At 49.0% G+C, this 19346-nt stretch carries 19 protein-coding genes; 4 read left to right on the top strand and 15 right to left on the bottom strand.

Annotated features, from left to right (window positions below):
• Nucleotides 1-103: 103 nt before the first annotated feature.
• From radA to rfbG, 5 genes are all read right to left on the bottom strand, one after another.
• Entirely contained in the window at nucleotides 104-1441 is a 1338-nt protein-coding gene (gene radA, locus PHW04_01570; GenBank protein ID MDD2714561.1) for a DNA repair protein RadA, read from the bottom strand.
• Nucleotides 1442-1446: 5 nt separating this feature from the next.
• A complete protein-coding gene (locus PHW04_01575) occupies nucleotides 1447-1848 on the bottom strand; it encodes a hypothetical protein (GenBank protein MDD2714562.1) in 402 nt (133 codons plus the stop codon).
• 111 nt (nucleotides 1849-1959) lie between these two features.
• On the bottom strand, nucleotides 1960-2484 hold the full coding sequence (locus tag PHW04_01580) for an HAD family hydrolase (protein ID MDD2714563.1): 525 nt from the start codon (nucleotides 2482-2484) through the stop codon (nucleotides 1960-1962).
• 11 nt (nucleotides 2485-2495) lie between these two features.
• Entirely contained in the window at nucleotides 2496-3557 is a 1062-nt protein-coding gene (locus PHW04_01585) for a glycosyltransferase (GenBank protein ID MDD2714564.1), read from the bottom strand.
• 1 nt (nucleotide 3558) lies between these two features.
• Complete coding sequence (rfbG, locus tag PHW04_01590) at nucleotides 3559-4626, bottom strand: CDP-glucose 4,6-dehydratase (GenBank protein MDD2714565.1); 1068 nt, start codon at nucleotides 4624-4626, stop codon at nucleotides 3559-3561.
• 146 nt (nucleotides 4627-4772) lie between these two features.
• Between rfbG and PHW04_01595 the strand changes: the two genes are divergently transcribed.
• A complete protein-coding gene (locus PHW04_01595) occupies nucleotides 4773-5810 on the top strand; it encodes a glycosyltransferase family 9 protein (GenBank protein MDD2714566.1) in 1038 nt (345 codons plus the stop codon).
• A gap of 20 nt (nucleotides 5811-5830) precedes the next feature.
• Here PHW04_01595 and PHW04_01600 read toward each other — a convergent pair whose 3' ends face one another.
• Nucleotides 5831-7006, bottom strand: coding sequence for a glycosyltransferase (locus tag PHW04_01600; GenBank protein ID MDD2714567.1), 1176 nt, complete (start codon nucleotides 7004-7006; stop codon nucleotides 5831-5833).
• Complete coding sequence (locus PHW04_01605; protein ID MDD2714568.1) at nucleotides 7003-7764, bottom strand: glycosyltransferase family 2 protein; 762 nt, start codon at nucleotides 7762-7764, stop codon at nucleotides 7003-7005. The genes PHW04_01600 and PHW04_01605 overlap by 4 nt, the downstream gene beginning before the upstream one ends.
• 132 nt (nucleotides 7765-7896) lie before the next feature.
• Between PHW04_01605 and PHW04_01610 the strand changes: the two genes are divergently transcribed.
• Together PHW04_01610 and PHW04_01615 are read left to right on the top strand one after the other, a co-directional pair.
• A complete protein-coding gene (locus PHW04_01610) occupies nucleotides 7897-8703 on the top strand; it encodes a class I SAM-dependent methyltransferase (protein MDD2714569.1) in 807 nt (268 codons plus the stop codon).
• 192 nt (nucleotides 8704-8895) lie between these two features.
• Nucleotides 8896-9897: a glycosyltransferase family 2 protein gene (locus PHW04_01615; protein ID MDD2714570.1), complete on the top strand. Its 1002-nt coding sequence runs from the start codon at nucleotides 8896-8898 to the stop codon at nucleotides 9895-9897.
• A gap of 17 nt (nucleotides 9898-9914) precedes the next feature.
• Here PHW04_01615 and PHW04_01620 read toward each other — a convergent pair whose 3' ends face one another.
• Genes PHW04_01620 through PHW04_01635 form a run of 4 tightly spaced genes read right to left on the bottom strand, consistent with a single transcriptional unit; the run spans nucleotide 9915 to nucleotide 13392 of the window.
• Nucleotides 9915-10757 carry an NAD-dependent epimerase/dehydratase family protein gene (locus tag PHW04_01620; protein MDD2714571.1) on the bottom strand — a complete coding sequence of 281 codons (843 nt, stop codon included), beginning with the start codon at nucleotides 10755-10757 and terminating at the stop codon, nucleotides 9915-9917.
• A gap of 15 nt (nucleotides 10758-10772) precedes the next feature.
• Entirely contained in the window at nucleotides 10773-11993 is a 1221-nt protein-coding gene (locus tag PHW04_01625) for a class I SAM-dependent methyltransferase (GenBank protein ID MDD2714572.1), read from the bottom strand.
• Complete coding sequence (gene rfbC, locus PHW04_01630) at nucleotides 11990-12538, bottom strand: dTDP-4-dehydrorhamnose 3,5-epimerase (protein ID MDD2714573.1); 549 nt, start codon at nucleotides 12536-12538, stop codon at nucleotides 11990-11992. Before rfbC ends, PHW04_01625 begins: the two co-directional genes overlap by 4 nt.
• A complete protein-coding gene (locus PHW04_01635) occupies nucleotides 12535-13392 on the bottom strand; it encodes an FkbM family methyltransferase (protein ID MDD2714574.1) in 858 nt (285 codons plus the stop codon). The genes rfbC and PHW04_01635 overlap by 4 nt, the downstream gene beginning before the upstream one ends.
• Nucleotides 13393-13555: 163 nt before the next feature.
• On the opposite strand from PHW04_01635, the gene PHW04_01640 reads away from it, so the two are divergent.
• Nucleotides 13556-14320 carry a hypothetical protein gene (locus PHW04_01640; protein ID MDD2714575.1) on the top strand — a complete coding sequence of 255 codons (765 nt, stop codon included), beginning with the start codon at nucleotides 13556-13558 and terminating at the stop codon, nucleotides 14318-14320.
• On the opposite strand, the gene PHW04_01645 is transcribed toward PHW04_01640, so the two are convergent.
• From PHW04_01645 to PHW04_01660, 4 genes are all read right to left on the bottom strand, one after another.
• Nucleotides 14307-15563, bottom strand: a complete 1257-nt coding sequence (locus PHW04_01645) for a hypothetical protein (GenBank protein ID MDD2714576.1) — start codon at nucleotides 15561-15563, stop codon at nucleotides 14307-14309. The two genes, PHW04_01640 and PHW04_01645, sit on opposite strands and share 14 nt — an antisense overlap.
• 142 nt (nucleotides 15564-15705) lie before the next feature.
• The gene (locus tag PHW04_01650) at nucleotides 15706-16908 is read right to left on the bottom strand and encodes a MiaB/RimO family radical SAM methylthiotransferase (protein MDD2714577.1); all 1203 of its coding nucleotides are present in this window, start codon (nucleotides 16906-16908) and stop codon (nucleotides 15706-15708) included.
• Nucleotides 16905-17624, bottom strand: a complete 720-nt coding sequence (locus PHW04_01655; GenBank protein ID MDD2714578.1) for an RsmE family RNA methyltransferase — start codon at nucleotides 17622-17624, stop codon at nucleotides 16905-16907. The genes PHW04_01650 and PHW04_01655 overlap by 4 nt, the downstream gene beginning before the upstream one ends.
• 41 nt (nucleotides 17625-17665) lie before the next feature.
• Entirely contained in the window at nucleotides 17666-19345 is a 1680-nt protein-coding gene (locus tag PHW04_01660) for a radical SAM protein (GenBank protein ID MDD2714579.1), read from the bottom strand.
• Between the last annotated feature and the right edge of the window lies 1 nt (nucleotide 19346).

Genomic DNA, 19346 nt, shown 5'->3' on the forward strand with positions numbered 1-19346 from the left:
CGTATATAATACTCATCGGTACATATTGCATAAAAAATTATGCTAAACAATCCGCAAAATGTTTTTTCGAAAATCGGGAAAACTTTTTACTGAAGTCTCGAATTCAAAATCCTGCTTCTACCGCTTCTTCCAGAGAACAGACTTCAATTATTTCCACACCTTCAAAGGATTCGGTGATTTTTTCCTTGCCTTTGGGGAGGATCATTTTTTGATAGCCGAGTTTCGCTCCTTCCCTGATCCGTTCATTCATGAAGGGTACTATCCTGATCTCAGAAGTCAGGCTCAATTCTCCCAGACTGAACAGGCAACGCGGGGGTTTGTTCCTGAAAGACGAATAAACTGCAAGCGCTACTGCGAGATCTGAAGCAGGATCAAAAACTTTAAGCCCGCCCACGACATTGACGTATACGTCGTATTCCGCTGTTTTTATTCCGAGATACTTTTCGATCACCGCGATAATGGAAAAAATCCTGGTGACTTCGATACCCTGTGCAAGCCTCCGTCCATTACCGAATGAACTGTAATTAGTAAGACTCTCGATCTCGCAAAGCATCGGTCTGGTGCCTTCCATTGATGTCGTCACCTGTATTCCGGCCCTGGAAGCAGACCTGTCAGACAGGAACAGTTCAGCAGGGTTTAAGACTTCTGAAAGTCCCTGCCCGGTCATCTGGAAAATCCCGATTTCATTGGTGGAGCCGAAACGGTTTTTTACAGTGCGCAGGATCCGGAAATTGAACTTCCGTTCGCCTTCGAAATAGATCACTGTATCCACCATGTGCTCCAGAATCTTCGGGCCTGCAATGGTGCCCTCCTTGGTGACATGTCCCACGATGATCAGGCTGGTTCCGGATTCCTTGGCATGCGCCACCAGCTTCTGAGTGCATTCCCTGATTTGAGAGACAGTCCCTGGAGCGGATTCGCAGGAAGCGGTATTCATGGTCTGGATGGAATCAATCACCACTACGGCCGGCGAGTTGTTTTTAATGGCATCCAGTATGAATTCCACCGTGGTTTCAGGAAAGAGCAGCAGGCTGCCGGCCCCGGAAATTCCCAGGCGCTCAGCCCTCATTTTCAGCTGCTGCGGCGATTCTTCGCCCAGGACGTACATCACCTTGGCTTTAGCAGAAAGCAATGCAGACATCTGCAGAAGCAGAGTGGACTTGCCGATGCCCGGCTCACCCCCAACCAGTATCACTGATGCAGGTACTATCCCTCCGCCAAGGACGCGGTCGAATTCTCCGCAGCCGGTAGAAATCCGCTGATGGCTGATGCTTTCGATTTTTTCAAGTGACAGCACTGCAGCGGATTGATGCCCGGCAGTTTTGTGATTTTCGGTCTTCTCTTCGGTAAGAGAATTCCACTTGCCGCAGTCCGGACATTTGCCCAGCCACTTTGGGCTCTGAAAACCGCAGCTCTGGCAGGTGTAGATGATTTTATTCACTTGATTCATCCGAAAAAATACTGCTTCAGTGCAGGCAGAGTATAGGTACCGCGCATCATTTCAAAATACAGGATGAGTAATACCTGAAAAACGAAATAGCAGGAATACAATCTGAAATCCGTCCTTCCGAAATAGCGCTCTGCAAGATAAACGAACCCGTTTGAATAAAACATGAAGAGTATCATCCCGCTGGAAATCAGGATCAGAATGGTCTGCAGGGAAAAATCCAGCACAAACAGGGATCCGATGAAAATCGCGAGTCCCAGCCCGAAAAAGAGATTGTTGTAATATGAGACAAGTTCGGTCCAGCGTTCTGGTTCAGACTTCCCGAGCGAGAGGAAAAGCGCAACCCCGCAGACCATCACAGTGGAAAGATAGACAGAGTTCAGTATCAGTTCTTCGTGCATTTTTTCTCCTGATCAGCGAAAATCAACTTATCCTTCATTATTTATTCAGCATTAACAAATTGTCAACTTTTCGTGGGAAAGATCACTTTGCATTGCACCATAAATCTCTGTTCAGATCCAGTCAAGCAGATTCTCAAGCGATTCCACTACGCAGCAGTCCAGTCCAGCCACCTTGCCCTGCTCACTCTCCCCGTAACCTGTCAGCACCAGAAAGCTCTTCTTCAACCCGGCGTTGAGTCCGCAAAGGACGTCAGAGTGCTTGTCGCCCACGAGGAATGATGATTCAAGGTCCAGTACGTATCTGTCCCGGGCCTCAAAGATCATACCAGGTTCAGGCTTCCGGCAGCTGCAGGGTCCGCTGTAATCCGGATGATGCGGGCAGATCAGAAAATCGTCGATCAGTCCGCCTGATTTCCGATTCAGTTCTTCGTTTACGGCCTGGGCAGCGGCCAGGTTGTACATCCCTTTGGCGATCCCGGCCTGGTTTGTCACAACGAGCAGGAGAAATCCCATTTCTTTCAGTTTTTTCAGGACTTCCGGAACACCGGGTAACAATGCAACTGCAGCCGGATCGTGCAGGTAGTTCCGTTCAACTATCAAGGTCCCGTCACGGTCAAAAAAGAAAGCTTTTTTCATCTCAAAAGCCCTCAGCTTCCGATTCCCAGAACTTTTTCATAGGCTGAAAGAGTTTTCCTGGCTGTTTTCTCCCAGGTGAATTCTTTGCTGACTCTCTCTTTCAGACGGCTGTTAGGCTGGGCTTTCCAGGCCCCTCTTAAAGCCTCCGCAATGCTGTCGACATTTCCCGGATCGCAGTAAAAGGCTTGATCCCCGAAATATTCCCTGGTGCACCCACCTTCGGTCACCACGAGCCTGCAGCCGAACAGGGCTGCCTCCAGCGAGGCGAGTCCTGGAGTTTCGAACCAGCTGGGCAGGGCATGTACCCTGGCCCTGCGATAAAACTTGCAAAGTTCCCGCTGCGGCATCGCCGATAATATTTCAGCGTTCCGGCCCTTCTCAAGCATGATTTTCGCATAAAGCTTCCGGTAACGCTTTTTCCCTGAAACAGAGCCGATGATCACTAGCGGCAGGTCGAGAAGGTTGGCGGCCCGGACCAGATTCAACCTGTTCTTGCGGTCATCGATCCTGCCGACAGAGAGAACGAAATCCTCGAAGTCAATCCCTGGAGGGGATTCATCTCCTGTGGTCTCAACCAGATCCGAGTCGACGGCGTTCGGGATCACCACAGCTTCAGCGGTTTTCCCGAAAAACCGCTCGAGATTGGAGATTTCCGCTCTGGAATTCGGCAGCAGCAGATCCACCCGGGAGAGGACGTCTCTGATCGCCTGGTAGTTTTTCAGGCTGGTGCTGCCTCCCCTGAACCTGCGGAAAGCTCTTTTAAAACCGAGCGAAAGGAAATCGATCAAATCCTGGGCAAGGTGCCGCAGCGGAATCTCCTGGTACCAGAAAACAGTGGAAAGGACGACTGGAGGCCGATTCGCCGGAAGTGCGTTAAAAAAAGAGATTACCTCATCCGAAAATCGGAAAAGGTGTATCAGGTCGCATTCTTTGGATTCAGCCGGATGGTTGAGGTACCGCACCTCACAGCCAAGTTTCCTCAAGTGCTGAGCAGTTTTATAGATCTGGGTCTCGGCACCCCCAGTCCGGAATTCCAGCCCTTCCAGAAGTTCAGAATAGAAGCCGATTTTCAAACTACTTAATTCCCTGTAAAGTCTGATAATCATCGATCTGTGCGTCAGTGAGAGCCGCAAGATCGGTTTTTTTCAGATAAAACGCCTTATACCAGTCGCAAGTATTGCTGATCATCCGTTCCTGCAAGAGCAATGGATGCCAGCCGAGCCGGAAAAAGGCCTTGTCGCAATTCAGCCTTAGAATATTCGCTTCCTGAAACGAACCGCCAGAAGCGCGATAAGCGTTTTCCGGCTTGTCAAAGCCCCAGATCTCACTCATTTTTCTCACAAGTGTTTCCACGATGAGGTTCCCGGATGCCTGAGGACCGAAGTTGAAACTTTCGCCGCTTGGAACTTTTCCTGTAAACAAAGCCTCAGCAAGCAGCAGGTACCCTCGCAGCGGCTCAAGCACATGCTGCCAGGGCCTGACTGACTGGGGATTGCGGATCAGCACGGGTTCCCCCTTGCTCCAGGCTCTGACACAGTCCGGCACAAGCCTGTCAGGGGCCCAGTCGCCGCCTCCGATCACGTTTCCGGCTCTGACCGAAGCTATCTTGACAGGCAGATTCCCGAAAAAAGAACGGGAATATGATGAAAACACGATTTCAGCGGCCCCTTTGGAAGCGCTGTAAACATCTCTTCCCCCGAGCCTGTCGTTTTCCCGATAGCCAAAGTCCCAGTCCTTGTTTTCATAGCATTTATCGCTGGAGACGATTACTGCAGCGCAGGGATAAGCCAGTTCTCTCAAGGATTCCAGCAGATTGGCGGTTCCCATGATGTTTGAGGAGAAAGTTTCAATCGGATCGGCATACCCTTTGGAAACAATGGCCTGCGCCGCCAGATGGAAGACGAATTCCGGCTGGATGTCGGAGATGATTTTCCTGAGGATTCTCAGATCCCTGATATCTGCAACATAATGGATGATCCGGCGCTCCAGGTTCAGTGTCTCGAACATTGAGGGAGAACTGGGCACATCTTTAGATACTCCATATACTTTTGCACCAGCCCGGACCAGCCAGGCTGTAAGCCAGGAACCCTTGAACCCGGTGTTGCCGGTGATCAGTACTTTCCTGTCGCGGAAAAAATCCATCAGTCCTCCCAGACAAGTGAGAATGATATATCTCCTGCATTCACCCGCAGGTTATTTGTCGCTCAATCCAGATTTTATCATAAATCCTGCAATTTCATCAATTCAGAGAGTGGATAAAATCTTGTTTCTGAGATACAATTCGTGTCATGGGAAACAAGAAAATCCTGGTGATCGCGGCCTACGCAGGAATCGGAGATTTTTTCCTGTCCCTGCCGATGTTCGAAACCCTGCATCAGCAATACAACACGAAATTCGACATCCTGGTGCGCTCTGACGCCAGATTTCTGCCGTTTATCAGGACTGTCGACCTGTTCAGCCATGTCTATATTTATGACCGCAAAGGAAAGCACAGTTCCTTTTCAGCCCAGTTCAGGCTCCTCAGAAGGTTGCGCCGGCAGAATTATGAGATCGGATTCACCCTTCATCCAGGCAAGCGCTATGTCCTGATGCTGTATCTGTCCGGAGCTGAAATCCGTGTCGGCGGATATGAATACTCTTTTCTCAAATATTTCCTGACCCACCCGGTCCCGGACCTTAAGGCCGACCCGATCTTTTTCAGGAAATTCCAGGCAGGGGAAGTCCATGGACTGGACTGTTTTTTCTATTTTCTGGACTGCCTGGGCTTGAAATACGAGCGGAAAAAACCGGTAGTGTCCCTTGGAGAAATCGAAAAAAGTGCCGCTATCCTGATTTCCGGACTGAATAAGCCTCTGATCGGCATCAACACCGGATCTTCAGGCGAAGCCAAAAACTGGCCGCTGGAGAATTTTCTCGCTCTTGCTGAAAATCTCAAGAAGGAAAAAAAGGCTTCTCTGATCTTTTTCGGCGGTCCGGGAGAGGCCGATAAATTTTCGGTTTTTAAAAGCAGATTCCCTGCTGATCTGTATGCCATCGGAAACGATTTCCCGATTCTTCTCAACACAGCCCTCCTGAAAAAATGCGACCTGCTGATCTCCAACGACACAGGCCTGGTGCACATCGCCTCATTTTTCGATCTGCCTGTCATCTCCATCGGTGGAGGCGCAAGAACAGGCAAGGCTTTTCTGGCCTGGAGCAAAAAATCCCGTAATCTTCTTGAATCAGTTGACTGCAATCTGCTCTGCAGAGAATGCGGCAATTGTGCCTGCGTAAAGAATATCAGGGTAGAGAGTGTGCTGAAGGCTGTGGATGAACTGCTTTCGTAGGGAACGGTCGCGACTGTTCCCTACTCCCGGCAGAGATTCTCAATTATCTCTAAAAATCTCGCGGAAATCACGCTGGTGTCGAAGAGGCGCACTGCACGCTCGCGGGCCATTTTTCCGAGCCTGGCGGCAGATCCGGGATGGGCGACCAGATTCAGCACCGCACCGCAGATTTCCGCGGCACTGCGCTCATGCACAAGCACCGCTGCGTCCCCGACCACTTCCGGGATCGAGCCGCAGTAAGTAGTGACGATCGGAAGCTCACAGCTCATGGCTTCCACCAGTGCGATCCCGAACTGCTCTTCCCAGCTTTTCAAGGAAATGCTGCCGTGGATAAACACATCTGCCAGATTCAGGTATCTGCACAAATCCTTGTTGGGTATGAAACCGGTGAACCTGGAACATTTATCAAGTCCCATTTTCCGGGCCTGTTCGAGATAACTGTCAAACAGCTTGCCGTTTCCCAGATAGTAATGGACAAAGCTGAAACCTTTCTTTTTCATGATCCCGTCAGCTTCGAGCAGGAAATCCAGACCTTTATTCTCTTCAATCTTTCCCACTGTCATCAAAACAGTTTCTCCGGAAAGTCCAAGCTCTCCGACCAGGTTCATGTCCTTGGGCTTTTTCCGGAAATTATCAGTATAAATGCCGTCATACAGCACAACCGACCGACCAGGATCAACTCCTTCGATGATTTCCTTGTTTCTGATCCTGTTTGTCCAGGGCAGGAAAAGATTAGTCTCCCTGTTGATGGCTTTCCAGACATGGCGCATGTCAGACTTGCCCTGATAAAGGAAGGGAATGGTCTCAGCGTCGCGGAAGATAGTCTTATATCTGTAGTGATGCTCTTTCCTGAGCTTCAGCACGCAATAAGCTTCAAGGTCGCCCAGTGGGATGCAAAGGTCCATCTCAGCGAGAAAGCCGTCGTCAAAGCAGGGATATTCGGCCGACCTCCCGATAAAAAATTCAGGTCTGATCGGCGTAGCCAGCTTCCAGACTTCATACAGAGCCTTGCGGAAAAAGTTCCTGTTTTTCCTCTCCTGATTCGGGTAACAGCAGTTTACGCAACAGAGATTTCCTTCCCTGCCTTCGAAATAATATTTGTCTGTGATCCAAAAAAATTCATGCTTTTTAAAAGCTTCCGCAAAAATCCTGATTTCGCGGATATCCACGAGGTTGGACAGCACTGCGATCTTCATGTCCCACCCTCTTTTCGGGACTTGTCCAGGTAGAAAGCGTAAATCAGCCCGGTATGGAAAGATTCCAGCAGGCAGAGGTAAAAACCGCGGATCCCGTCCCTGTATCCAAACTTCTGAAAATAGCGCTTGGCAAATGATTTCAACATTCTATGGATCACAAAGAAAGGGGTGATTCTCCTGGAAAATCCATCCTGGCTGAGCTTCTCACCCTCAATCGCCGCATACCGGATTGTTTTTAGCGTAAACTGGTAGAGGTCACGCGCATTATCATGATAGCACCAGCCGGATAACCGCCCTACTGATCCGGCATAATCAAGAGATTCATGCACTGGTTTGTGGAAACGGCCGCTGCCTCGCCTGAACAGGCGGGGCATTGAAGTGTAAGTGTTGTAATCGCAATATAGAATTATCTCGCCCAGGAACAGATGCTTCCGTTTGAAATCATAAGCCTCATGTTCAGGCCTGTCCAGAGTGCTCCTGATGCTTTTCACCAGTTTTTCGGACAGATATTCATCGGAATCCAGCATCAGGATCCAGTCTCCTGAACATTGATCAATGCCGAAATTCCTCTGTTCCGAGAAATCGACCATTTTTCTGCGAAAGGTTTTAGCCTTGGGAAGATCGTCCAGCTGATTGAGCGTACCGTCTGAACTGAAATCGTCTACAATCACAAACTCATCGGCGATTTCATAGGCTGAGAATACAGCCTTCTTGACCGTTTCTTCGCAATTTTTCGTGAGCATCACCACGGAGAGCATGCTGTCTCCAAATATTTTTCAGCTATGTATTGTCTCAATATATGGGCTCCCAAAAGCAAAGTCAACAGCAGCCTGCCGATATTTATGAGGCTGTTGCTTGATTCAAGCCTGAGACACGCATATAATTTTCTCATGATTTGCGCGATCTGCGGTTTTTCCCGGAACCGGCTCTTCAGAGTAAAAGAGATGATGTTTGGCTTTCCCGAGGAATTCGATTATTTCGAGTGCGGATCATGCGGCTGTGTCCAGATTGCGGCAGTGCCTGACGACCTGTCCAGATATTATCCAGATAATTATTACAGCTATAACCGGATAGCCGGGAATGAAGAACCCGGTTTCAGGAGTTTCTGCAGATCTATCAGGAACAACCTGAAATTTTTTCGGGAATCATTGATCTGCAGAAGTACCCCGGTTTTGAGGTCCCCCCTGTTTGCAATCTTTAAAAGCCAGGATCTGCAGCTTCTGTTCAGGACCGGAATCACTGTCGATTCATCGATCCTGGACGTGGGATGCGGGACAGGCGCTTATCTTTCAAGGCTTTCTGCCATCGGATTCAAAAACCTGCTTGGAATTGACCCTTATTTGAAATCCGACATCCGATATAAAAGCGGCCTCAGAATCCTCAAAAAAACAGTCCATGATCTGCAGGACCAGTTTGATCTTGTGATGCTTCATCACTCCCTCGAGCATATCCCGGACCAGCTCGCGACTCTCACAGCGTGCCAGCGACTTTTGAAAAGCGGCGGAGCCTGTCTTGTCCGGATTCCTGTGGCAGATTCTTACTGTTATCAAAGGTATGGGAAAAACTGGGTCAACCTGGATGCTCCCAGGCATCTCTTCCTGCATACTGCAAAAAGCCTGGCACTGATTTCAGGGAAAGCCGGTTTCAGGATCAGGGAAATCAATTATGACTCCAGTGATTTTTCTCTCTGGGGATAGAGCAGTATGAAAAAAACATCCCGCTGCGAGCGGAAAACTCTTACAGTGAAAATCCAGCCAAATCTATTTTCTCCAGGACCCAGATTCTCGATTTCAGGATACAGGCGGAAAGCCTGAATCTGGAAAAGAAAGGTGATCTGGCAGCCTTTATCCTAAGAAAGGACTGATCTGAAAAAAGCTTATATCCTTGTCTTGAACTGGAATGGCCTGCCGGATACTGTTGAATGCCTGGAATCAGCGCTGAAGCAGTCTTACCGGAATTACCAGATAATCCTGGTCGAAAACGGCTCGACCGACGGTTCCTATGAAAAAATCCTCGAGTACTTCAAAGGGCACCTGGATTGCGGATTTCTTTCTTCCTCACCTCACAAAGATAAAATTTTCCCTCTCTCGGAAAAGCCGCTGGATTTTATAGAATGCCGGGGGCAGCAGGACAGCGGGCAGCGGGTTGTGCTGATCAGAAATGAAATCAACCAGGGCTGGTCAGCCGGATTCAAGACCGGGCTCGACTTTTTCCTGAAAAAGAACGACGGCGATTATCTGCTGGTTTTGAATAATGATGTAGTGATCGAAGCTGATTATCTGGGAAAACTGGTTGAAACTGCGGTCAGAAACCCGGATTTCGGAGTAATCGGCTCCATTGCTTACTGGTATGAATACCCGGAGCGGATCATGTCTGTCGGTGGAGAATTCACATTTGCGGACTGGCAGCTTTATACTGATCTGTCAGACTTGAAAAGAAAGGCGGAAATGTCTTTCCCCAACGAATACCTGGTCAGCGTTCTGACAGGATGCAGCATGTTCTTCCAGAAAAAATCCTTTTCCGTAGTCGGGCCAACCCCTGTTTATTATCATTTCTGGGAAGATCTGGAATTGTACTACAGGCTCAGAAATGCCGGGTTCGGCCTGATCCTGAACACTGACGCCAGGCTCTGGCATAAAGGAGGCACAGCCGAAAACTATCATCAGGGGCCGACAAAATTTTCTTCCTATTACGGCATCCGCAACAAGTTCATTTTTGCGAAGCGCAATCTGGGAATCCTGGAAAAAAGTTATATTTACACGGTCTTTGCGGCAAAAATGATGATCAGAGTCTTCTTTTACAGAATCTCAAAGGAAGTCAAGCAGGGAATGCTCCGGGGCGTACTGGACGGATTCAGAGGCGTAACCGGTAAAATTGATTTAAAAAACTGACTCCCAGTGAGTGACCACTAATAATTTTTCAGCTTTGAATTATCACCCCAGAATTTCAAAGGTTCATAGTCAGGATACGGATACACTCCCAGATCAAGCTCGATGCTCTTCCCGGTCCTTGAAAGATAATCCAGCACCATCTGACGCACAGTCACTGGTTTGCCGCTGCAGATGTTGAATATGCCGGATTCCAGCTCCTGGAGGGCCACCCTGGCGATGTAGCAGACGGCCAGTTCCACGGGCAGATAGTCCCGCACCTGCTCCCCGCCGGACATGGGAAACGATTTTTCCCCTTTGGACAATGCAAGATCGAGTTGAGAAAACAGCGATTTTTCACTTTGCCCCTTGCCATGCAGGTAAAAAGGACGCAGCCACTTCAGGGCAAAAGGTTTTTTCACTGCGAATTCCTCCAGGAACCTGCGCAGAGTATCCTTGGCCAGTGCATATGGCAGGACCGGCCTGACATCCATCTTTTCAGAGAGGCATCCTTCCTGCATTCCGTATTCCAGGCAGGTCCCCAATGCCGTAACATTCTCAAGACCGTGCTCGACAAGATTCTTCAGGAAAAAATAGCTCTGGGGAAGGTTCCGTTCAAAATGGAAAAGCTCTTTGTAATTGGGCAACCCTTGCCAGGCCAGGTGAATCACCAGATCTGGATTTCCGAAATATCTGAAAAGATCCCGCTCGTCTTCTCCAACGATCTGATACTGGATATATCTGACCCAGCCCCACCAGTCGGATTTGGCGGCGCGAGCCTGGTCGCAGTCCGTAGCCACCACCACATGCCCCAATCTCAACAACTCCGTGATCAGATGATTTCCCATGAAACCGGCTGCGCCTGTCACTAATATTTTCTTCATGGGCTCTCCTCCGTCTTACAATACTTCCAGTTTCGGGATCGGCTTCACGAATTTTCCTTCCCACTCCCCGATATATCCAAGTTGAGACATGATCTCATCAGACAGATTCCAGGGCAGGATCAGGATCAGATCCGGTTTTGTTTTCCGGATTTCATCCTCAGACATGACAGGGATATGGCTTCCAGGCAGGAACTTCCCGATTTTGTGGGGTGATTTATCCACCACATAAGAGATCAGATCCCGTTTGATTCCGCAGTAGTTGAGCAGTGTGTTCCCTTTGGCGGCAGCGCCGTATGCAGCAACCGTCTTCCTGCTTTTTTTCGCATCGATCAGGAACGATAAAAGTTCATTTTTTACAGAGTCCGCCTGGGCTTGAAATCCTCGATAATAATCCGGATCCGACATCCCCTCTTTTTCCTCCCTGTTCAGTAAGTCATTGTATCTGCTCGATAACTGGCAGTTCCCGGAATGTGCGGCATAGATCCTCAGCGAGCCGCCGTGGGTGGGAAGTTCGTCCACATCGAAAATCGTCAAACCGTGGGAGCTGAAAATCCGGCTGACTGTGGTCAGGGAGAGATAGGAAAAATGCTCATGATAGATTGTATCGAACTGGTTCCCTGAGATCAGTTTCATCAGATGTGGGAATTCCATCGTGATGGTGCCTCCTGGTTTAAGCACAAGTTTCATGCCTGAGACAAAATCATTGATGTCAGGCACATGGGCCAGCACATTGTTGCCGACCAGCAGGTCGGCCTGCAGGCCTTCCCGGCAGAGTTCGAAGGCAGCTTTTTCAGTGAAAAACTCCACCCTGGTCTGTATCCCTTTCTGAATGGCTTCAAAGGCGGTGTTACGGGCTGGCTCGATTCCCAGGACCGGGATTCCGTCTTCCTTGAAATACTGCAGCAGATATCCGTCATTGGAGGCGATTTCCAGAACGAGCGACTGGGGTCCCAGGGACAGGCGCCGCCTGATCAGGCCGGCAAAATTCCTGCAGTGCATAAGCCAGCTCTGGGAATAAGAGGAAAAATATGCGTAATCAGCGGAAAAAATCTCATCATGCCGCTTGAATTCATCGATCTGTACCAGAAAACAGCTATCGCAAACAAATATTTTCAGCGGGTAAAAAGTCTCAGGTTCGTTGAGCTGCAGTTCGGTAAGGAATGAATTGGAGGGCGGGGAATTTCCCAGGTCGATCAGCACGTGATTCAACGGTTTTTTGCAGTAGCGGCAGTTCATTTTATCCCTCTGTAATCAGGCTTGAGCAGCTCGAAATTCCTGTCCCGCTCAGAAATCTCACTGATTTCCAAGGGCCATCTGATGCCAAGAATCGGGTCATCAAAGCGCAGACCCCGTTCATGCTCCCTGGAATAGAAACCAGTGTGGCAATACAACATTTCGCAATCGTCAGTCAATGTCTGAAACCCGTGAGCAAAATATTCAGGCACAATCAGCATGAGTCTGTTCTCCGCAGAAAGTTCTACCCCTGCAAAGTGCAGAAAGGTGTCGGATCCGGCCCGCAGATCGACGATTACATCGTAAACAGCTCCCCTGATGCACCTGACCAGCTTCATTTCGCTGCTGGGAGGGATCTGATAATGCAGGCCGCGGATAGCGGATGCCATTTTTGTATAGGTATGGTTCATCTGAACTATCTCCTTCTGGAAACCGATCTCTTTGAATTCATTCCTGCAGAAAACCCTGGCAAACCAGCCCCGGTTGTCGCTGATCGGTTCCGGTTCGATCAGGTGTGCTCCTTCCAAGCCGATTCCGGTAAATTTCATAAATCCCTTCGCATTGGTCTGAAGCTGCAGTTGAGCACATCGTTAATTTCCAGAGCCCGTTCGATCAGTTCTTTCTTAAGGATCCGGTTTGTTTTGAGGTCAAACACTCTGTACCCCTGAGCCCGCATCAGCCGGATCAGATCATATGCGCTGTGCCCGAGCATTTTGTAAATCTGCGGGGAAAGTTCGATCAGAATGACCGGTTTCCGTGTGAGGGATGACAGGAAGTTCTGCATTCCAAGCAGGACCTTGTATTCATACCCTTCGCAGTCGATCTTGATCATGCCCACATCATGCAGAGGATGATCCGCTACATAATTATCAAAGGTGTCGATCATCACCACTTCCTCGGATTCAAGCTCGTCCTTACCGGGAACAAAGCTGTTGGCACCGATATTTCCCTTAGCCACGTAAATGGTCTGCCTGCCAGTGGTGTCGCCGAGCGCGAAATTATTGAGCTGAAATGCAGGACTGGGATTCAATTCCTTCAGTCTCTGCAGGCGGTTGAAATACTTCGGTACAGGTTCGAATGCGTGGACAGAGCCGTGGCTCCCCACCAGACCTGCGGCATAAGCGGAAATGTAGCCGATGTTGGCGCCGATGTCCACAAAAGTCTGTCCTCTGGTCAGGAACCGCTTCAATTCCACCAGAATGTCGATTTCATATCTGCCATGATACATTTCCGCGATCATACCGTCCCTGAGCCCGAAATCAAACTCAAACGCAATTCCATTCACACGGCCTAAATGCCTTCCTGAGACGGGGGGGGTTCTGAAGCACATACCGGTTCTGGTCGTGATCCTGCGAATCAGCAGCCTGGGATTCTGAAACATCATTTTCAATATTCGATTCATGGATTACCTCAGAAGAAATATTCAGGATGATATGATAATGGATGTCTTTTTTCAACTGTTAAACTTTCATTAAAACTCAAATTTCAATCCGGAAAAAGGCTTTCACACCTATATCTTCCTTCTCCTAATGTCGATGGGTTTAAAAATCATCCCAGGTGGAACCATGATTGATACAGATAAACTGCAGGTACTGATCGAGAAAGCCGGAAACCTCCAGATCCGGGATTATAAATCTCTGGACACGATCGTGCACGAAGCTGAATCAATTTTCGATCGAACTCCCGATAATTCCCGCTTTCTGAACAAATTGAAAAGCATCAATTTCTCCCCGCTTTCGATCGGCGCCTCCTCGCAGGAACTCAGCACTTCCTGGACATCCGGCAGAGATAAGATTATTTCTTTCTTCAAAGATATAATCGAAGAGAGCAGACTCAATTTTTTCTTCGAAAATTCAGGGGAAATCTCAGAACATTTTTCGGTTAAAGCGGATGAATTCTTCATCTGGCAGTTCCACGACGAAGAAATGCGGGGACAGCTGGAGGAACTTTTAGAGAAATTGACGGCTTCACCCGTACTTCATCTTGCAGTGCCGGGGAAAATGCGTTTCCACGACCTGGACCAGATTATTCCAGACCTCAGAATGGCGATCTTTCTGCTCTCTTTCCGGGAAAGCAACTATCCTGACTTCAAACTCTCGCTCCCGATTCCGGAAGCCCTGCTTCAGGAAATGTTCGTGCAGCTGGGTTATTTTCTGGGAAAACTCGGCCCGGAAAAAGTGCTGATATTCGTCAGAGAGGGCCAGGGCATTAAGAAACCGTCATTTCTGGAAAACCTGGATCATGTTGTTTTCACGGACAAGGGAAGCTGGAAAAATGAATTCACCTCAAAGTTTCAGGGTGAGAATCGGAAAAAAATCATTCTTCACTAGGAATTTCCGGATTATCTTCGGCAAAATCCAGTGACTCGCAGCCAAACAGGTCGTCATAGGCAAAGTAGATCATTCCCGCACTCAACGGCAGCGTGGCCAGCAAACCGATCCCGGCAAGAAGAGCCCCAAGTAAATTGATTGAAAACAGCGACAGCCCGAATTTGACAAATCCGGCCCTGTTTTTGCTGATCAGCTTGATACTGTAAAGTGTGGCCTCCTGATATTCGAGTTTGCGGTCAATCACCAGCAGAGTGGTGAAAATGTAATGCACAAAAAGCACTATCCCGGGAATCACCAGCAGAATAGTACCTACGCTGATCTGAATGCCAGTGACGACACCCAGCAGCACCAGGGGCTTTCCGTAAATCTGCCCCATCTGCAGGTCCTGATATCCCGCATCCTTGAACTGGGAGACATGATGGCAGAACTGATAAAAACCGGCGCTCATGACCGGAGTGATGATCAGAGCCATCAGCAGTGTGGAGAAATACAGCACTGCCGGGGGGAACATCAGGTGGACTGAAAGATAGAGTACTGAGAAAAACAGGGTTGCGATGAATAAAAACAGAAAAGACCAGATCAGGGTAATGGCTGGTTCGGTTTTCAGGATATCGATGCTTTTAAACAGATATTCCTTGGTTTTTCCTGGCAGGATGATGGCGCTCTTATAAGCGATCCCGATGTCTGAGGTGTTTTTTTTCTGCGTTGATTTGCTCACAGCTCCTCCTGCCGGAGCCTCAATTTTCGGTTCATCCTTCTTTTCGATTTCAGTCAGGAGACTGCCAATCAAATGCTCTTTCTGAATAATCTTCTTTTTATGCTCGTCTGTATCAGGGGACATCTGCTTTAATCCATCCAGCAGATCTTCATCAACCAGTTCATCCGGTAAACTTTTTTTATCAGCTGGAAGGGATGCTTTATCATTCACTGCAGGTTTCTGCGTGGTGCCAGTCTTGGAAACCTGGGCCGGCTTGGAGGGGATGCCGGGTTTGGCAGGAGTTTTGGGAGCTGCTGAAGATAATGGGGCAGCGGTTTTGGAAGCGGCAGCCTGCTTAGGAGGAGTTGCACTTTTTTCGGTTGCTTTCTGTGCCTGTGGAGTTGTTCCGGATTTCTGCCCGGTCCCTCCTCCACCTTTCGCAGCTGCATCAGGCTGGGCTGGTTCGAGACCGTCTACCCTGCTGCCGCAACTGGCGCAAAATCTCTTCCCCCTTGCCTTGTAATCGCCGCATTTAGGACAAGCCATCTCACCCTCCAAAGAAGAAACTGTCGGAAAATCTTACTCTCTTCATCGAAAAAAACTTGAAGAACATTAGAGCCATGCTACCTTTTTCCAGTCGGCAACAGATTAACAAATAACAGCATGACAGTCAACAATCGGTTGCAGTTCATTTCATTTCGCCATACAGGACAGGCATTCTGAATTCACTGACAGAGACCATCGCGACCGTATTGCGGCGGACCTGTCCGGAGAAGCATATTTTCAGATAATTTTCCGAAAAACCAGTGTTCAGACCTTTTTTGGATTCCTCGACGAGTACCGGAAGGGACCGGCCCAGATAGCGCCTCCTCCTCGATTCAAACAGGGTGTCCCGCAAGCTGGTGATCAGCCTGATCCGCTCCCCCATCACCTGCCTGGACAGAGCCGATTCCTTCAGATCCATGGCTTTAGTCCCTTCGCGGAATGAAAACGGGAAAACATGCAGATAGGCGAATTCCCCCGCCTCAACTACTGCCATGGTTTCCTTGAAGTCCCTGTCTGTCTCTCCCGGAAAGCCGACGATCACGTCTCCGGTGATCTCCATGCCGGGAACATTCTGCAATTCGGATACAACACGCAGAATGTCGGCAGCCGTATAGCGTCTGTTCATCAGCTTCAACACTCGATCCGATCCTGACTGCATGGAAATGTGCAGATGAGGCATCAGCTTATGATCGTAAAACGCCTTGATCAATGCCGGAGTTATCTCCTGGGGGTGCAGCGAGCCAAGCCTCAGCCTCAGCAGGTCTTCGATCCCTGAGATTCTGTCGATCAGTTCGGGAAGGTATCGGGGTTCCCCCAGATCGAATCCGTATTTTCCCAGATGCACTCCTGTCAACACGATTTCACGGAATCCGTTTTTTACCAGATTTTCGACCTCTGAAACTGCTTCAGTCATTACTTTACTCTCCAGGGCAGGCCTGAGCTTTGGTACTATGCAATAGGCACAGAAACTATCGCAGCCATCCTGGATTTTGACGAAAGCACGGGTATGGGATGCGAATCCTGAAATCCGGCTGGCAGTGATTCCGAATTTGTCTCTGAAAGCGGCAGTCTCAAAATATTCCACGCTGTAATTGGAAAGCCTTGCCCTGAGATTTTCCGAAATGCATCCCACGAGCCAGACTGATTTGCCGCTGTTCCGGGCGGATTTCACAAGCCTCGCCACTTTGCATTCGGACTCGGAGGTCACGACGCAGGATTTGACGATCAGAAGCTCGGCTTCGCTGAATCCGGTTGACTGATACCCAAGCCTGCTCAGTTCTTCGCGGATCAGTTCACCCTCGTACTGGTTGACTTTGCAGCCGAACGCATGCAGGTGGAATTTCATCTGAGCGAGCCTTTCCGCTGGAGGAGAAGCGCAGCGATCACAGTGGCCGCGTTGGAAGTGCGCAGGATGTTGCCTGAGAGCCTGACCGGAATAAAACCGTTCGCTCCTGCCAGTTCCATTTCTCCACATGTAAAATCTCCTTCAGGACCCACAAGCGCTAGAATTTCCGAATGCCTTATCTCCATTTCAGCTAAGCATCTGGAATTCGCTTCCAGCGAAAAAATCAGTTTCTGGTCTGCAGCCGATTTCACCAGTTCCGTGAACAGGATCGGTTCGGAGATTGATGGGATCTTTTTTCCTCTGCACTGTTTCGCAGCTTCCTTCGCGATTCCGAGCCAGCGTTCCCTGAGCTTTTGATTTTTCCCAGCGACTGGGCGGATGATCGTCCGCTCCGAAATAAAAGGGATGATCCGGTCCACATTCAACTGGGTAAGATTATCGATTACAGACTCAAAGTCCCGCTTCACGAGAGAAATTCCCATTGTAACACCGGATTGGTCTGTAATTTTTGATCTCTTGATTAAAATGCAGCGCACAATTTTCAGGCTTGGGTCGAATTCCATCACTGATGCAAGATAATAATTTCCGGCATTGTCGATGATCTCGATCCTGTCCTGCGGCTGGACTCGCAGCACATTCTTCAGATGGTGGAATTCCTCGCTGAACTCAATTACATCGCTTCCGGATAAAACAGGTTCCAGAAAGAGTCGGATCATATCCCGGATTCTAAGTCATTCTGTCTGTTATTTGCAAGAGTCTATCCCAGGTCCAGAACCTCTATCCAGTAATTTTTCTCATTTTTGTCCAGGCTCTCCCCGAACAATGACAGGCCATTGCCGTCATCGCAGATGAATGAGAGGCGGCACTCCCGGTCCAGGCAGGGACTGGTGAAAAACACCGATATTTCACCGCCCTGCTGAGACTTGCTGGGCAGCCTGGCTTCCTTTTCAGTTCCGTTCAGAGATACTTTCATTGTCCCGGCATTCCCGGATTGCGTGCTGGCTCTGAATCTGATACAGAGTTTGCGGGAAGAGGCTGCAGCGGAAAAAATGTACTCAATCCTGCCCTTGAATCTTCCGACCAGATGCGCCCAGCCGGTCCGGCACCACTGATCGCCAGACCAGTAATTCAGAGGAATCGGCTCGAATTTTCCGGAACTGTAATCTCTGATCTCGATTGCCAGAGTCCCGCCAGCTTGAAGGTGGTATTTTCCTCTTGGGATCGCTGCTCCGGTTTCCGGTCTGATACCTGTATGCAGAAAGTAAAATTCACTCAGGGCTTCTCTAGTCAGGTCCTTGGGCAGATAGGAAATCACAGCAGGATTCTGCCTCCCGAAATCAGTTTCTTCCAGCTGCCCGGTCTGACTGAAAAGCTCTGATCCAGGCATTGGACGGTAGAAACTTAATCCATAGCGTACATTATTTTGCCTGAGATGAGAGAGAAATTCCCCGGTCTTTGATAAATCTTCCATTGTCTCGCCTGGCAACCCGGCAATCGCCAGCACGAAGGGTTCAATGCCGTGGCAGTGGCAGATCTCCACTGCCCGCAATACCTGCTCGGGAGTAATGTTTTTCCTGATCCTCGCAAGCATTGAAACAGACCCGCTTTCCAGTCCGATGTCCAGCCGCCTGCACCCCATCCGGCGCAGCAGGTCTGCCACATGATCCGATATGTTGTCGGCTCGCGCATGAGAGCGGAATCTGATTTCCAGGCCATTTTTCTCAATCAATGCTGCCAGTTTCTGCAACTCCCTGAAATCTGTCAGCAGGTCTGCATCTTCAAAGGAAAAGCAGTCGATTCCGATTGTCCTGAAGTATTTGAATTCACTGATCAGCATTTCAGGATTGCGGAAATCTACCGTACCTTCGTAAAAAAAAGGATTGATACAGAATGTGCATTCATGTGGACAGCCACGGGAATAAAAAGTCAGCGCAGTTTTCGGCCCTTCGGGATTCTCAACGTCTTTGAGAGCAGGTTCCTGGTAAAGAGTCTGTCCCGGGTATTTAATGTATGGAAATTCAGATAAAGTTCCCAGATATTTCAACTGGGATGAAAGCAGTCCATGCCTGTATTTGTCGCTTTCCAGGCAGTCCAGCAGACTCTGAAAACGATTTTTGTAAATGATATAGTCGAATCCGGCATCCAAGTATTGCTTGAAATAATCGAAATACTCATGAAAAAAAACAATTCTGCATTGCCCTGACTTCAGTGCCCTGATTTTCATGGCCAGCTCCAGCACTCTCTTTTCTCTGGAAGTGAGGATGAAAATATCGTATAGAGCAAAGTCCTGGGGGAGGGTATTGTCCTGCAGCTCGAAAAAGGAATAATCGAACTTCCCTTCGCAGAGAGCACCGATGGTGAGAAGATTGAGCACCTCGTTCCGGCAGTATGAACCGGGACTTGTGGCATTAATAAGAGCAAGCCTGGATTTGACCATC

It is taken from the genome of Candidatus Wallbacteria bacterium, assembly GCA_028687545.1.
Classification (GTDB): domain Bacteria; phylum Muiribacteriota; class JAQTZZ01; order JAQTZZ01; family JAQTZZ01; genus JAQTZZ01.